Annotated in this window: 13 protein-coding genes; 5 read left to right on the top strand and 8 right to left on the bottom strand. The window is 64.2% G+C overall.

The window, feature by feature from the left end; genetic code table 11:
* Nucleotides 1-22: 22 nt before the first annotated feature.
* Nucleotides 23-775, bottom strand: a complete 753-nt coding sequence (locus ACFVSJ_RS13060; RefSeq protein WP_387437218.1) for an MIP/aquaporin family protein — start codon at nucleotides 773-775, stop codon at nucleotides 23-25.
* Between the two features lie 93 nt (nucleotides 776-868).
* Entirely contained in the window at nucleotides 869-2,653 is a 1,785-nt protein-coding gene (locus tag ACFVSJ_RS13055) for a glycerol-3-phosphate dehydrogenase/oxidase (RefSeq protein ID WP_387437217.1), read from the bottom strand.
* A 122-nt stretch (nucleotides 2,654-2,775) separates the two neighbouring features.
* On the opposite strand from ACFVSJ_RS13055, the gene ACFVSJ_RS13050 reads away from it, so the two are divergent.
* From ACFVSJ_RS13050 to map, 5 genes are read left to right on the top strand one after another with little or no spacing between them, the layout of a single operon-like run.
* Nucleotides 2,776-3,738, top strand: a complete 963-nt coding sequence (locus ACFVSJ_RS13050) for a sugar-binding transcriptional regulator (RefSeq protein WP_387437216.1) — start codon at nucleotides 2,776-2,778, stop codon at nucleotides 3,736-3,738.
* Between the two features lie 34 nt (nucleotides 3,739-3,772).
* On the top strand, nucleotides 3,773-4,654 hold the full coding sequence (locus ACFVSJ_RS13045) for an aldo/keto reductase (RefSeq protein ID WP_387437215.1): 882 nt from the start codon (nucleotides 3,773-3,775) through the stop codon (nucleotides 4,652-4,654).
* Between the two features lie 10 nt (nucleotides 4,655-4,664).
* Nucleotides 4,665-5,609, top strand: coding sequence for an alpha/beta fold hydrolase (locus ACFVSJ_RS13040; protein WP_387437214.1), 945 nt, complete (start codon nucleotides 4,665-4,667; stop codon nucleotides 5,607-5,609).
* Nucleotides 5,606-6,712, top strand: a complete 1,107-nt coding sequence (locus ACFVSJ_RS13035; protein WP_387437213.1) for a glycosyltransferase family 4 protein — start codon at nucleotides 5,606-5,608, stop codon at nucleotides 6,710-6,712. The genes ACFVSJ_RS13040 and ACFVSJ_RS13035 overlap by 4 nt, the downstream gene beginning before the upstream one ends.
* The gene (gene map, locus ACFVSJ_RS13030; protein WP_387437212.1) at nucleotides 6,705-7,490 is read left to right on the top strand and encodes a type I methionyl aminopeptidase; all 786 of its coding nucleotides are present in this window, start codon (nucleotides 6,705-6,707) and stop codon (nucleotides 7,488-7,490) included. Before ACFVSJ_RS13035 ends, map begins: the two co-directional genes overlap by 8 nt.
* Here the strand turns inward: map and ACFVSJ_RS13025 are convergent.
* From ACFVSJ_RS13025 to mihF, 6 genes are all read right to left on the bottom strand, one after another.
* Nucleotides 7,487-9,562: a primosomal protein N' gene (locus tag ACFVSJ_RS13025; protein ID WP_387437211.1), complete on the bottom strand. Its 2,076-nt coding sequence runs from the start codon at nucleotides 9,560-9,562 to the stop codon at nucleotides 7,487-7,489. The two genes, map and ACFVSJ_RS13025, sit on opposite strands and share 4 nt — an antisense overlap.
* A gap of 146 nt (nucleotides 9,563-9,708) precedes the next feature.
* Complete coding sequence (gene metK, locus ACFVSJ_RS13020) at nucleotides 9,709-10,938, bottom strand: methionine adenosyltransferase (protein ID WP_387437210.1); 1,230 nt, start codon at nucleotides 10,936-10,938, stop codon at nucleotides 9,709-9,711.
* Between the two features lie 85 nt (nucleotides 10,939-11,023).
* A complete protein-coding gene (coaBC, locus tag ACFVSJ_RS13015; RefSeq protein WP_387437209.1) occupies nucleotides 11,024-12,274 on the bottom strand; it encodes a bifunctional phosphopantothenoylcysteine decarboxylase/phosphopantothenate--cysteine ligase CoaBC in 1,251 nt (416 codons plus the stop codon).
* Nucleotides 12,275-12,301: 27 nt separating this feature from the next.
* Nucleotides 12,302-12,562: a DNA-directed RNA polymerase subunit omega gene (gene rpoZ / locus ACFVSJ_RS13010; RefSeq protein ID WP_017197559.1), complete on the bottom strand. Its 261-nt coding sequence runs from the start codon at nucleotides 12,560-12,562 to the stop codon at nucleotides 12,302-12,304.
* A 47-nt stretch (nucleotides 12,563-12,609) separates the two neighbouring features.
* Nucleotides 12,610-13,182, bottom strand: coding sequence for a guanylate kinase (gene gmk, locus ACFVSJ_RS13005; protein ID WP_387437208.1), 573 nt, complete (start codon nucleotides 13,180-13,182; stop codon nucleotides 12,610-12,612).
* Between the two features lie 21 nt (nucleotides 13,183-13,203).
* Complete coding sequence (gene mihF / locus ACFVSJ_RS13000; RefSeq protein ID WP_387437207.1) at nucleotides 13,204-13,530, bottom strand: integration host factor, actinobacterial type; 327 nt, start codon at nucleotides 13,528-13,530, stop codon at nucleotides 13,204-13,206.
* Nucleotides 13,531-13,598 lie beyond the last annotated feature (68 nt).

Below are 13,598 nucleotides of genomic sequence, written 5' to 3'. Positions count from 1 at the left end.
CGGAAAGGAAACGGTAAAGGGATCAGCCGGCGATGGCAGGCATGATGTCCGGAACCCAGATGGCCACGAGACCGGCCAGGGCGCCGCCCACGAGCGGGCCAACGACGGGAACCCAGGAGTAGGCCCAGTCGCTGGAGCCCTTGCCCTGGATCGGGAGGACTGCGTGGGCGATGCGCGGGCCCAGGTCACGGGCCGGGTTGATGGCGTAGCCGGTGGGACCGCCGAGCGAAACGCCGATGCCGACCACCAGCAAAGCCACAGCCAGCGGGCCGAGGCCCGAAGGCGTGCCTCCGAAGGTGAGGATGACGAACACCAGCACGAAGGTTCCGATGATTTCGGTGATCAGGTTCCACGGGGTGGAACGGATGGCCGGGCCGGTGGAGAAGGTGCCAAGCTTGTTGGCCGGCAGCGGCTCGGCGTCGAAGTGCTGCTTGTAGGCGAGCCAGCACACCACGGCACCCAGGAAAGCGCCGAGGAGTTCAGCGCCAAAATAGGTAAGTGTGGATGCGAAGTCCACGGGAACCCCCGGCGCGTATTCCGGCTTCCTGTTGACTAGCAGGCCCAGGGTGACGGCGGGGTTGAGATGGGCCCCGGACTTTGCGGCCACAAAGACGCCCGCGAAGACCGCAATTCCCCAGCCCCACGTCACCATCAAGAATCCAGCGTTGTTGCCCTTGGTGCCCTTGAGCGCAACGTTGGCCACGACACCGCAACCCAAAAGGGTCAGCATCATGGTTCCGAATACTTCGGAAAGGAAAACAATTCCAAGAGACATCTTTGACTCCTCATTCTTCTGTTATCAGCCCCCTCGCGGGTTGAAGGGGCCGTTTGGAACGGCACCGTCGCCGGTGCCGTTCCCGTGGTGGCTTTAGTCCACCAAGCTGTGCACGTTGACCTTGTGGAAGCGCTGCAGGACGTCATGCGCATGGCGGACCTCGGCCTCACGCCTGGCTGCGTCCCAACCCAGGGGACCGCCCAGCGCCCCGGCAATCTCGTTGAGCAGTTCGCCCGTCACCAGTCCGCGGAACGCCAACGAGGTGCGGCGGACCAGCACGTCAACCACATGGCCCACTTGCTCGTTTCGTGCCATGTATTCGAGCTCCCGGACGCTGAGCTCACGGGTGGACCGCAGCGGAGCGTCCTCTCCGCTGTTGAGGAAGGCGATGACTTCCCCGGCGCGGGTGCCATAGCGGGTCAACAAGCCCTCGACCCGGCTTGCATCCAGCCCGGGCCCCATGTGCTCCTTGATCCATTCCTGTTCGCCCTGCGCGGTCGCCGGGAAGCCGGCGCCACCGCCAATGGCGAGTTTCGCCGTCGAGACTTTGCGTTCCTTGCCGAGTTCGCGGAGGACGTCGTTGGTCATGTGTTCCGCCAGCGCACGGAAAGTGGTCCACTTGCCGCCCACCAGGCTCAGGACGACGGCGGCCTTCCCGCTTGGCGTAGCGGCCGCACCATCGCCGGTGCGGACCGAGCGCTCGATCCGGTAGTCCCTGGAGACGAACCCGGGCTGGGTGGCGTCATGCCTTGGTAGGGGACGGACTCCGGAGAAGCTGTAGACGATGTGGTTGCGGTCCACTGTGATGGTGGGGAATACGTGGCCCACCAGGTCGAAGAAGTAGTCCACTTCCTCCTCGGTGCACACGGCGTCCTGGGACATGTCGGCGTCGACATCGGTGGTTCCCACCAGCACGCGGTCGCCCATGGGATAGATCAGGACGATACGGCCGTCGGTGTGCTCAAAGAAGATTTCACGGCCGTTGCAGGCGGCGAGCAGTTCCGGGTGGTCCAGGACGATGTGCGATCCCTTGGTGCCACCCATGAACGTGCTTGCGGCGCCCATGGCCTGGTTGGTGAGATCCACCCAGGCACCAGTGGTGTTGACGACGACGTCGGCCTTGAAATCGAATTCCTTGCCGGACAGTTCATCGCGAAGGCGCACCCCGTTGGCCCCCATGCCGACCAGTGAAACATAGTTGCTGGCGCGGGCGCCTCCACCCGCGTCTCCGTTGGCCGAGCGTCCTGCTTTCTCTCCGTCCTGCAGCACGTCCAGGGTGAGCCGTTCGGGGTTGTGCACTGAGGCGTCGAAGTAGGTAGCGGTGTATTTGATGCCTTGGTGCAGCAGCGGCAGCTCGGCCAAAGCCTTGTCGCGGCCCAGGAATTGATGCCGGGGAACGCTGCCGCCATCGCGGGAGAAGAAGTCGTAAAGGCTCAAACCGAGCTTGATGAGGAATGCTCCGCGTTCCTTCGGCTTTCCCTGCTTGTGGGTCAGGAAACGCACGGGCGCGGCGAGAATGCCGGAGAAGGTGCTGAAGATCGGGATGGTGGTCTGGAGCGGCTTGACGTAGTGGGGCGCGATCCGCAGCAGGCGGTTGCGTTCCACCACCGATTCCTTCACCAGGCGGAACTCGCCGTTCTCCAGGTAACGGATGCCGCCGTGGATCATGTGGGACGATGCGCCGCTCGCGCCCTGGCAGTAGTCTCCGCGTTCGACGAGTGCCACATCCACGCCCTGCAGTGCGAGGTCCCGGAACGTCCCCACGCCGTTGATGCCGCCGCCGATGATGAGGACCTGGGCAGAGGGGCGCTCCTGCAAGGCCGCCGCTGATTCACGCCGATGTGCATCAGACGAAGTACCGGAAATCCTGTTTCCCAAAACTGCTCCCTTGGGCTTGGTTCGTGCGTGGCGCTCCCCGCCGCTGCACCTTTCACCACTAATCTGGCGAAGGTGGAAAATGGAGTCAAGCTATTTGCACAAACGTGCAGCAAGGAAATGAGATGGGACGATCACGCCATTCGGATGCACTCCGCGCCGCGCAAATGTATTACCTGCAGGACCTCACCATGGACGCGATTGCCCGGGAGCTGAGAACGTCCCGCTCGACGGTTTCGAGGCTGTTGTCCTCCGCCCGGGAAACCGGGCTGGTACAGGTCCAGATCAGGAGCCCCTTTGATACTGCACCCGAACTGGAAAGCCAGATCCGTGACCGCTTCGGAGTGGACGTGCACGTGGTTCCCGTACTGGACACGCTGAACGAGGCCGAAACCCTGGACCGCGTGGCCATGCAGGCGGCACGGACGATCGGGCCGCTGGTGGACTCGAACGCCATCATCGGAGTGGCGTGGGGCGCCACCTTGAGCGCCGTCAGCAGGCACCTCACACGCAAGGTCACGCACGACAGCATCGTGGTGCAGTTGAACGGCGCGGGAAACATGCAGACCACCGGAATCACCTACGCGAGCGACATCATGCGGCGTTTTGGAAGCGCCTATGGTGCACGCGTGGAGCAGTTCCCCGTTCCGGCGTTCTTCGACCATGCCGCCACCAAGACAGCCATGTGGAATGAGCGCAGCGTTCAACGGATCCTCGATTTGCAGGCCCGGATGAGCATCGCGATTTTCGGCGTCGGCTCGGTGGACTCCGACTACCCCAGCCATGTTTACGCGGGCGGATACCTCGACGAGCAGGACCTGGCACGCCTGGCGGAGGACGACGTGGCCGGTGACGTTGCCACGGTCTTTTTCCGGAGTGACGGATCATCGGACGGGATCACTTTGAACGAACGGTCCACGGGCCCCAGCCATGAACAGCTGCGCCAGGTCCGGCGCCGGATCTGCGTCGTGTCCGGGGCGTCAAAGATCAATGGGCTCCAGGGCGCGTTGGCTGCCGGGCTGGCAACCGACCTGATCCTCGATGAGGCCTCGGCGCGCAGGTTGGTGAGTTTCGATGGCCAGTCCTGAGGCAATCCGCCCCGGAATGGGTAGAGTCGTTGCTATGAGATTCCCGGCACGGCTGAGCTTGAACAACGGCGTCATGATGGACCAACTGGGATACGGCTTGTACAAGGTGCCGCCGGCCGACGCCGACGCCTTGGTCAGCACCGCCCTGGGCGAAGGGTACCGGCGCTTCGATACCGCCGCCATGTACGGAAACGAGGTAGGCGTTGGCCGCGCGATCGGCGGCGCCATCGGGGACGCCTGGGACAGCAATCCGGGAACCGGAGGATCAGGCGAATCCGTTCATGCACTCACCCGCGAGGACATCTTCGTTACCACCAAAGTCTGGAACGACGACCACGGCTACGATGCCACGCTCCGCGCTTTCGACACCTCCATGGCCAACCTCGGCCTCGACTATGTGGACCTCTACCTCATCCATTGGCCCTGTGCGGCCCGCGGACTGTTCGCCGAGACGTACAAGGCCCTGGAAACCCTCTACCGTGAGGGCAAAGTGCGGGCAATTGGTGTGTCCAACTTCCAGCCGGACCATCTTGAACAACTCATGCAGTCCGCCGAAGTGGTCCCCGCGGTAAACCAGATCGAATTGCACCCGTGGTTGCAGCAAGCCCGGCTCAGGACCTTGCACGATCAGCTCGGAATCCGCACCGAAGCCTGGAGCCCCTTGGGCCGGGGCCAGGTTCTCGCGGATCCGGCAATCGTTGCCTTGGCGGAAAAGTACAAGCGGACTCCAGCGCAGGTGATTCTTCGCTGGCACCTGCAGTTGGGGAACCTGGTCATACCGAAGGCCAGCACGGCCGGACGCATCAAGGAGAACTTCAACGTTTTCGACTTCGAACTGGATGGCGAGGATCTGGACGGCATGGCGGGCCTGGAACGCCATCACCGGACCGGCTCGCATCCGGACAACGTGAACTAGGAATTATTGGATGGAAAAAGTGGACACCGCGCACCCCTTCGAGGGTGCACAGGCCCCCGTGGAGTTCTTCAGCAAGTCCCTGGCAACACGCACGGCCGCTTCCGATGTGGATGTCGACGGCAGTACGGTGGCCTACTGGACGTACGAGCCCGTCACGGCAAGCAACAAGACACGCACCATCCTGGTCATCCATGGATTCAGGGGCGACCACCACGGCTTGTTGCGGGTGGCCGACATGCTCCCGGAGATGCGGATCATCATGCCGGACCTCCCGGCTTTCGGCAGCTCAGAACCGTTCGTGGACGACGAACACAGCGTTGAGCGCTACGGCCGCTTTATTGAAGGCTTCATGGCCGCACTGGATCTGGGCCCCAAGACCGTCCTTCTTGGACATTCCTTCGGGTCGATCGTGGCCAGCCATTTCGTGGCCAGCCATCCGGGAGCTGTCACTCCCCTGGTGCTGGTCAATCCAATAGCAGCCCCGGCCTTGGAGGGCCCCAAGGGCGTCATGACCAAGCTCGCCGTCTTCTACTACCAGATCTCCGCAAGGCTTCCCCGACCGCTGGGTCTAGCCATCCTGCGCAACCGGGCGATCGTCCGGATCATGAGCATCACTATGGCCAAAACCAAGGACAAGCAGTTGAGGCGCTTCATCCATGGCCAGCACGATGCCTACTTCAGCGCTTTCGCCGACCGGAACAGCCTTTTGGAATCGTTCAAGGCCTCCGTCTCAGGCACCGTCGCCGACGTCGCTGAAAAGCTCACCCTCCCCGTGCTGCTCGTTGCCGGCGAAAAGGACGAGATCGCCACGTTGCCCAACCAGCACAAACTGTTGGAACGCCTCCCGGACGGGAGGCTGGAAGTGATTCCCGGCGTCGGGCATCTGATCCACTACGAAACACCGGCGCCGGCAGCTGCGGCCATCCGAACCTTCCTGGAGGAACATCCCGCGTGAAAATCGTCATTGACGCCCGCTTTACCAGGACAGACCATCACGACGGCATCAGCAGGTACGGCTCAAGCCTTATCGCAGCGACGGCGAAAATCGCCGACGTCACGATGCTTATCAACGACAAGCGGCAGCTCGCCCTCCTGCCCGATGTGCCTTACGTCATGGTCAACAGCCCGTTGTCGCCGATGGAGCTGTTCGTGGCGCGGAAAGTCAATCCCCTGGGCGCCGACGTCGTGGTGTGCCCCATGCAGACAATGGGCTCACTGGGCCGGCAGTACAGCCTGATACTGACACTTCACGACCTCATCTACTACGAACACCCCGCTCCTCCGGGTTTCCTTCCCGCACCGGTCCGCCTGTTGTGGAGGCTGTACCACAAGGCCTTTTGGCCGCAGCGCGTACTCCTGAACCGGGCCGAAGTGGTGGCCACCATCAGTCGGACCACGGAGGCGCTCATGGCCAAATACCGGCTCACCAGGCGGCCCGTCCGGATTGTCGGCAACGCCCCGCAGACCGGCCAGACACCGCGGGACCCGGCAAACGGCGCGGACAAGTCCCTCCTGTACATGGGGTCGTTCATGCCGTACAAGAACGTGGAAACCATGGTTCGGGGAATGGCCGGACTCCCGGACTACACCCTGCACCTGCTCAGCCGCATCACTCCACAGCGGAGGACTGAACTGGAGGCCCTCATCCCGGACGGCGCAAAAGTGGAATTCCACAACGGGGTCACTGACAGTGAATACGAAGAGCTCCTCCGCAGGGCCACCGCACTGATCAGCTTGTCGCGCGCCGAGGGATACGGCCTGCCGCTGGTGGAAGCCATGGCTTTGGGAACCCCGGTGGTAGCCAGCGACACACCGATTTTCCGTGAAGTCGGCGCCGACGCCGTCAGCTACGTTGATCCGGAATCCCCCACTGATTTTGCCGCCGCCGTAGCAGCCCTTGACGACGACGGGTTGTGGCAGCAGCGTTCACGGCGCTCCATCGAACGGGCCGCTGCCTTCAATTGGGACGAATCAGCCCGACAGTTGCTCGCCGCGGCGGAAGAAGCCATTGCCCTGCGCAAGCCCGGAGCCTCCAAGCGAAAGTTGACCCATGATTGAGATCCTGAGCCCCAGCGAAGTCGCCAAGGCGAAAGTCACCGGTACCTTGGTTGCCGACATCCTTCAGGCCATGAAGAACCGCGCCACGGTGGGCACGAACCTGCTGGACATCGACCGGTGGACCAAGGAAATGATCCTCGAAGCCGGAGCCGAATCCTGCTACGTGGACTATGCTCCTTCCTTTGGCCGCGGACCGTTTGGGCACTACATCTGCACAGGTGTGAACGACGCCGTGCTCCATGGACTCCCCCACGACTATGCTCTTACCGACGGCGACCTCCTCACCCTCGATCTCGCCGTGACCAAGGACGGAATCGCAGCAGACTCAGCGATCAGTTTTGTGGTTGGCGACTCGTCACGCCCCGAAAGCGTGGCCATGATCGAGGCCACCGAACGCGCCCTCGCCGCGGGCATCGCCGCCGCCGTTCCGGGGGCCAGGATCGGAGACCTCTCCTACGCGATCGGTTCGGTACTCAAGGATGCGGGTTATCCAGTCAATGTTGAGTTCGGCGGGCACGGCATCGGATCCACCATGCACCAGGACCCCCATGTGCCCAACACCGGCAGGCCAGGACGCGGCTACGAACTCCGGCCGGGACTGCTGCTGGCCCTCGAACCGTGGGTCATGCAGGACACGGCAAAGCTCGTTACCGACGCCGACGGCTGGACCCTGCGAAGTGCCACCGGTTGCTTGACTGCCCACAGTGAACACACCATCGCCATCACGGAAGACGGTGCTGAAATAATGACGCTTCCCAGCGGCGCCCTTAGTACCTAGAGGACGTCCACTCCATCAAGCCGCAACTGCACCGGCCCGGAAGTGCGTTTGGCGGCGTTGGCCGCCTTGACGGCCCGCATGGCCTGGGTGGCGGTCGCAGCTTCGCCGTACGGGATGAAGAAAAGCGTGCGGACATCCGCCTCGGACCCGGACCCAGCCGGGCTGTGGAGCTGCACTGCGGCCGGCCCCACGCTGCGCAGGGAACCCTGTCCGAGGGTGGCAGACACAGCCTCGGAGAAGGACACGACGTCGGCCCTGGGACCGGTGACGGAAGCCACCCGCACGGCCGGAGGCAACTGGAGTTCTTTCCGCAGGGCCAATTCGCGCGATGCGTAGCCTGGCGCGTCCCAGCGAAGCAGGGCGCCGGTCGCGGTGGTGTCGTCCGCGGTAATGACAACCAAACCTCCCTTGCTGGCCGGACGAACCAAGGCGGCAGCGTTGAACCAACGCCGTACGGTGTCCTCACCCGCGCGCAGGTTTTCCCGGCGCAGCAAGGAGTTGCCGTCCAGGAGCAGGGCTGCGGCGTAACCCCCGGGAGCCACTGGCTCTGCTCCTACCGTGGCAACCACCAGCGCCGGCGAGTCCGGAATGGTGGCCTTGACGTGTTCTCCGGACGACGTGACCACGGGATACCCGGGAAACGCGCGCCCCAACTCCTCAGCGGTCCTGATGGCCCCTGTGGCGCCGCGCCGAAGGTGGACGCCGTTGCAGTGGGCACAACGCCATTGCGGAGCGGGCGTGGAGCACCACCGGCAGGCGGGCATGGACGAGGCGCCCGACATGGCAAGCGGGCCTTGGCAGACGTTGCAGCGCGCGGGTTCACGGCAGGTCTGGCACACCAGCGAGGGCGCATAGCCGGCCCTCGCCACCTGGATGAGCACAGGACCCCGCTCAAGGCCTTCCTTGGCGGCTTTCCACGCCGCACCAGGCAAGCGCGCAATGCGGGCCAGTGGGTCACGCTCCTGTTCAAAGCTGTCCGCCGTATTGAGAACCCGCGGCGCCGAGGCGCGGATGGCTGCCCGGGGTGCCTCGATGGGCACTGCCCATTGGAGCTCCACCAGGCGCTGCAGCTCGGTGCTGCGGCTGTGCGAAGCCAGCAGGCAGGCGGTGTTTTCCTGTTCCGAGCGCAGCAGCAGGACCTCCCGCGTGTGCGCGTAAGGCGCGCGCTGATCGAGGTGCAGGTCATCGCCATCGTCCCAACACACAACCAGTCCCGGGTTGCGCACCGGCGCGTACGCGGCCGAGCGGGTGCCGATGGCCACCCCTGCCTGGCCCGTGAGAAGCCTCAGGAAGTTCCTGTACCGGGGCGTCGGGCCGTCGTCCGCGGTCAAACGGGCAATGTCAGTGACGGGCAGGACTTCGACCAGGGCCGCTTCCAAGCGGTCCAAGTCCCGGTAATCGGGGACAACCACTACGGCACCCCGCCCTGAAGTTCGAACGGCTGCCACGGCCGAGGCAAGCAAGGCCGGCCAGCCATCCTTGCCAAATCCTTGGATGGCGGTCAGCACAGCCTTAGGTGCACCACCCGCGGCAAGGTGCTGCAGGAAGGGTGGCCCATTGGTGTAGCGGGTCCACGGATGCTCTTCCACTACCGGCACCAGTGGGGCGGAGTCCTCGTCGAGGTTTTCCAAAGCCTCTTTCTCCACCTTCGCCACCCGCGGGGGGATGGCCGTGCGCAGGACGTCGCTCAACGTTCCCGCGTAGCGGGCAGCGACAGCAGAGGCCAGGCCGTTGACGGCCGGGGTCAGCACCGCCAGAGGAGAAACGACCTTGTGGAGTGCCGTCAGGTCATGCCCAGCCTCAGAATCCGGCCGGCGTTCCAGGATGTAACCGTTGAGCTCCTGCCCGTTGAACTTCACTTTGACCCGCACGCCCGGGACGGCGGCGCCTGCGAGCTCGGCTGGCACGGCGTAGTCGAAGGGCCGGTCCAGGTGCGGCAGCGGAGACTCCAGGACGACGCGGGCCACCGGGTCCGACGCAGCAAGTGGCGGGCCGTTGGGAGCCGGCTTGGCCGGGAACCCCTGCAGCAACGAAGGCTGGAGCAAAGATGGCTGGGCCTCGTCTGCTGCCATGCCCTCCACCTCCATCATCCTGTAGTGGCGCCCGGATCCGAACGCCCGTAAAACGCAGGATGCCCACAGCGGGATTGACCCACTGCGGGCATCTCTGGCTCAAGCCAATCATGGGCCGCCGACATTAAGGCAATCAGCGGCGGAGGTCAGGCGTTGAAGAACTCCTTGAGGTCCGCCACACGGTCCAGGCGTTCCCAGGTGAAGTCGGGCTCGTCGCGCCCGAAGTGGCCATGGGCCGCGGTCTTGGCGTAGATGGGTCGCTTGAGGTCCAGGGCGTCGATGATCGCACGGGGACGGAGGTCGAAGATCTCGTCGATGGCCTCGCTGATGCGTGCAGGATCCACGGTCTCCGTGCCAAAGGTCTCCACGTAGGTGCCGACGGGGCGGGCCTGTCCGATCGCGTAGGCAATTTGGATTTCGGCGCGCTTGGCAAGGCCTGCGGCCACCACGTTCTTGGCAACCCACCGCATGGCATACGCCGCGGAGCGGTCCACCTTGGACGGGTCCTTGCCGGAGAAGGCCCCGCCGCCGTGGCGGGAGAATCCGCCGTAGGTGTCGACAATGATTTTGCGCCCGGTCAAGCCTGCGTCGCCCACGGGGCCACCGATGACAAAAGCGCCGGCAGGGTTCAGGATATTGGCCACACGGGAGAGATCCAGGTTGGACGCCGCAAGGACGGGGTCGATGACATGGCTTGCAAGATCGGCACGCAACTGTTCCAGGCTTGCGTCCTCCGCGTGCTGGCTCGAGATGACCACCGTTTCAACGGAAACCGGGCGGTCGCCGTCGTACCCTACCGTGACCTGGGTCTTGCCGTCTGGCCGCAGGTACGCAAGTTCGCCGTTCTTCCGTACTTCGGTGAGGCGCTCCGACAAACGGTGCGCGAGCCAGATGGGCGTGGGCATGTAGGACGCGGTCTCGTCGCTGGCGTACCCGAACATGATGCCCTGGTCGCCTGCGCCCTGAAGGTCGTAGTCGTCCTCCTGGCGGCCCTCGCGGGCCTCGAGGGAGTTGAAGACGCCACCGGCGATGTCGTTGGACTGCTGGCCGATGGACACGGAAACACCGCAACGCGCGCCGTCGAACCCATTGGCGGAGGAGTCGTAGCCGATGCCGAGGATGGTCTCGCGGACAATCTGCGGAATCTCTACGTAAGCGTCGGTGGTAACTTCACCAGCCACGTGCACCAGGCCGGTGGTGGCCATGGTTTCGACGGCCACCCGGGATTCAGGGTCGGCGGCGAGCAGCGCGTCAAGGATGGAGTCGCTGATCTGGTCGCAGATCTTGTCCGGGTGTCCCTCGGTGACCGACTCGGAAGTGAAGAGCCGGAGCTTGGACGGGGTGCCATGGTGTTCATGGTGAAGCGGTAAAGTCACTCGACCACCTTACTGGGTTACGGGGCGGAGGCATTTGCCGTGTGTCCCTATGCTAAGAGTTCTGTGCTTCGGCTTGCGCCGGCGGCTAGGGTGCCGGGAAAACCCGGGCCAGTTCCGCGCCGACGCGGTCCACGACGGCGGCCGCGACGTCGGCTTTGGAGCCGGAGGCCGATTGGGGCTCGGCGCCGTGCCCCGAGAGAATGACCACGGAGTTGTCGTCCTGGCCGAAAACCCGTCCGACGCCCACGTGGTTGACCACCAAGAGGTCGCAGCCTTTGCGTTTGAGCTTGGCAGTGGCGTGCTCCAGGACGTCGCCTTGCGCGTCGCCTGTTTCGGCGGCAAATCCGACGATCAGTTGCTGGCCGCCCACGGCGTTACGCCTCTCGACCAGTTCGTGGAGGATGTCCGGGTTGCGCACCAAATGCACCAGCGGGGCTTCCTCGCCGTCGACCTTCTTGATTTTGGTGTCCGAAACTTCCGCCGGGCGGAAGTCCGCTACGGCAGCAGCCATGATGACGACGTCGGAATCCGCGGCCGCTTGAAGTGCCGCTTCGCGCAATTCCAGGGCCGATTCGACGCGGACCAGTTCGACGCCGGCAGGCGGCTCGACGTCCATGTGCGCGGCGAGGAATCTCACAGCAGCCCCGGCAGCGAGGGCGGCAGCGGCCAAGGCCGCACCTTGCTTCCCGGAGGAACGGTTGCCGAGGAAGCGCACGGGGTCCAGGGCCTCCCTGGTTCCACCGGCGGAGATCGTCACTGTCCTTCCAGCGAGGATTCCCGCTTGGCCTGGGTGTTCCGGCGCGGGGCCTGCCCCACCCGCCAAGGCGACGGCGGCAGCGAAGATCGCTTCCGGCTCCGGCAGCCGCCCGGGGCCCGAGTCCGCGCCGGTCAACCGCCCTGAAGCCGGTTCCAGCACCGTAACGCCACGGCTGCGCAGTGTTTCGACATTCGCCTGGGTGGCGGCGTGCTGCCACATTTCCGTGTGCATGGCCGGTGCGAAGAGAACCGGCCCATGGGCCATCAGGAGGGTGTTCGTGAGAAGGTCCCCTGCTTGTCCGGTGGCCGCCTTCGCGAGGAGGTCGGCGGTTGCCGGTGCGACGACGATGAGATCGGCCTCGTGCCCGAGGCGGACATGGTTGACCTTCTCCACATCGTCAAAAACGCTGTTGCTGACGGGGTTGCCGGACAGCGCCTCCCACGTGGCCACGCCAACAAAGCGGGTGGCCGCTTCGGTGGGAATGACTGTGACCTTATGGCCGGCTTCAGTAAAAAGCCGGAGGAGCGATGCAACCTTGTAGGCTGCGATCCCTCCCCCGACTCCGAGGACTATGCGCACGTGACCTCCGTCAACAGGCAGTCAGTTCTATTCTGCGGGCTCGATCGGGGTGGAGACCAGGAGGCCTTCGTTGATCTCGCGCAAGGCGATGGAGAGCGACTTCTCGTTGAGCTTGGTGTCGACGAGCGGGCCGACGTACTCGAACAGGCCCTCGTGGAGCTGGGCGTAGTAGGCGTTGATCTGACGGGCACGCTTGGCGCCGAAGATGACCAGGCCGTACTTTGAATCGGCAGCCTCAAGCAGCGAATCGATCGGCGGGTTGATGATGCCTTCAAGGTTCGTGGACACGAAATCTCCAAATTCTAGCGGGCCGACAAGTGCAAGCGCTGTGATGCTCAGCGCCCGTGCGGGGTAAGCCCCATGAGTGAAACAAGCTCGTCCGCTGCCCGGCGAACGTCGTCATTGATGACGGTGTGGTCAAACTCCGGTTCAGCAGCAAGTTCCAGTTTAGCGGTTTCCAGCCTGCGCTGCTGTTCCTCGGGAGTTTCAGTGCCCCGACCCACCAGGCGGCGGACCATTTCGTCCCACGTCGGCGGCGCCAGGAAGACGAAATTCGCGTCCGGGACGGCCTCCTTGACCTGACGGGCTCCTTGGAGATCGATCTCCAGCAGCACGGACTTGCCCTCGGCGATGGCCGCGTTGACCGTACTGCGCAGGGTGCCGTACCGGTTGTGGCCATGGACAACCGCCCACTCCAGCAATTCGCCGTCGGCGATGAGGGAATCGAACTCCTCGGCCGACTTGAAGAAGTAGTGGACGCCATCCTTCTCACCGGGCCGGGCCGCACGGGTGGTGGCTGATACTGACAGCCAAACCTCTGGATAGTTGTCCCTGATGTAGGTGGATACGGTTCCCTTGCCAACAGCAGTTGGGCCTGCAAGGACAGTCAGTCCAGGTTTCGTGCTCACGGATTCCTTCGGGGAGATGCTTTAGTCGCTTTGGTGGGTATCCATAAAATCTACCAGCGCGCGGGCCTGGTGGATTCCCAGGCCACGGATCCGCCGCGATCCGGCAATGCCGATGTCCGCCATGATCGCGGCGGCCCGAACGGGTCCGATGCCGGGCAACGCTTCGAGCAGTTCAATGACCCGCATCCGGGCAATGGCCTCGTCCGTGGTGCCGGACGAGATGAGCTCGGCAATGCTGACCTCTCCCCGCTTGAGCCGCTCCTTGGCCGCAGCACGGGTTGCCCGCGCCTTGGCAGCCTTTTCCAAGGCATCGGAGCGCTCCTGCGGGGTGAGTTCCTTCAAAGCCATTGCCAAACTCCCATCAGAAAAGGAACTGTGACACGGATCACGCGACTGATGCTGAACCTACCGGCAGT

Origin of the sequence: Paenarthrobacter sp. NPDC058040 (genome assembly GCF_042885775.1) — a bacterium.
Lineage (GTDB): Bacteria > Actinomycetota > Actinomycetes > Actinomycetales > Micrococcaceae > Arthrobacter.
The sequence above is the reverse complement of the archived record's forward strand: the minus strand, read 5'-3'. Positions and strand labels throughout refer to the sequence as shown.

What these genes read in the sequence shown, in the direction of transcription:
- ACFVSJ_RS13060 (WP_387437218.1), bottom strand. Translation starts at nt 775, where the DNA reads ATGTCTCTTGGAATTGTTTTCCTTTCCGAAGTATTCGGAACCATGATG.
- ACFVSJ_RS13050 (WP_387437216.1), top strand. Translation starts at nt 2,776, where the DNA reads ATGGGACGATCACGCCATTCGGATGCACTCCGCGCCGCGCAAATGTAT.
- ACFVSJ_RS13045 (WP_387437215.1), top strand. Translation starts at nt 3,773, where the DNA reads ATGAGATTCCCGGCACGGCTGAGCTTGAACAACGGCGTCATGATGGAC.
- ACFVSJ_RS13040 (WP_387437214.1), top strand. Translation starts at nt 4,665, where the DNA reads ATGGAAAAAGTGGACACCGCGCACCCCTTCGAGGGTGCACAGGCCCCC.
- map (WP_387437212.1), top strand. Translation starts at nt 6,705, where the DNA reads ATGATTGAGATCCTGAGCCCCAGCGAAGTCGCCAAGGCGAAAGTCACC.
- ACFVSJ_RS13025 (WP_387437211.1), bottom strand. Translation starts at nt 9,562, where the DNA reads ATGGCAGCAGACGAGGCCCAGCCATCTTTGCTCCAGCCTTCGTTGCTG.
- mihF (WP_387437207.1), bottom strand. Translation starts at nt 13,530, where the DNA reads ATGGCTTTGAAGGAACTCACCCCGCAGGAGCGCTCCGATGCCTTGGAA.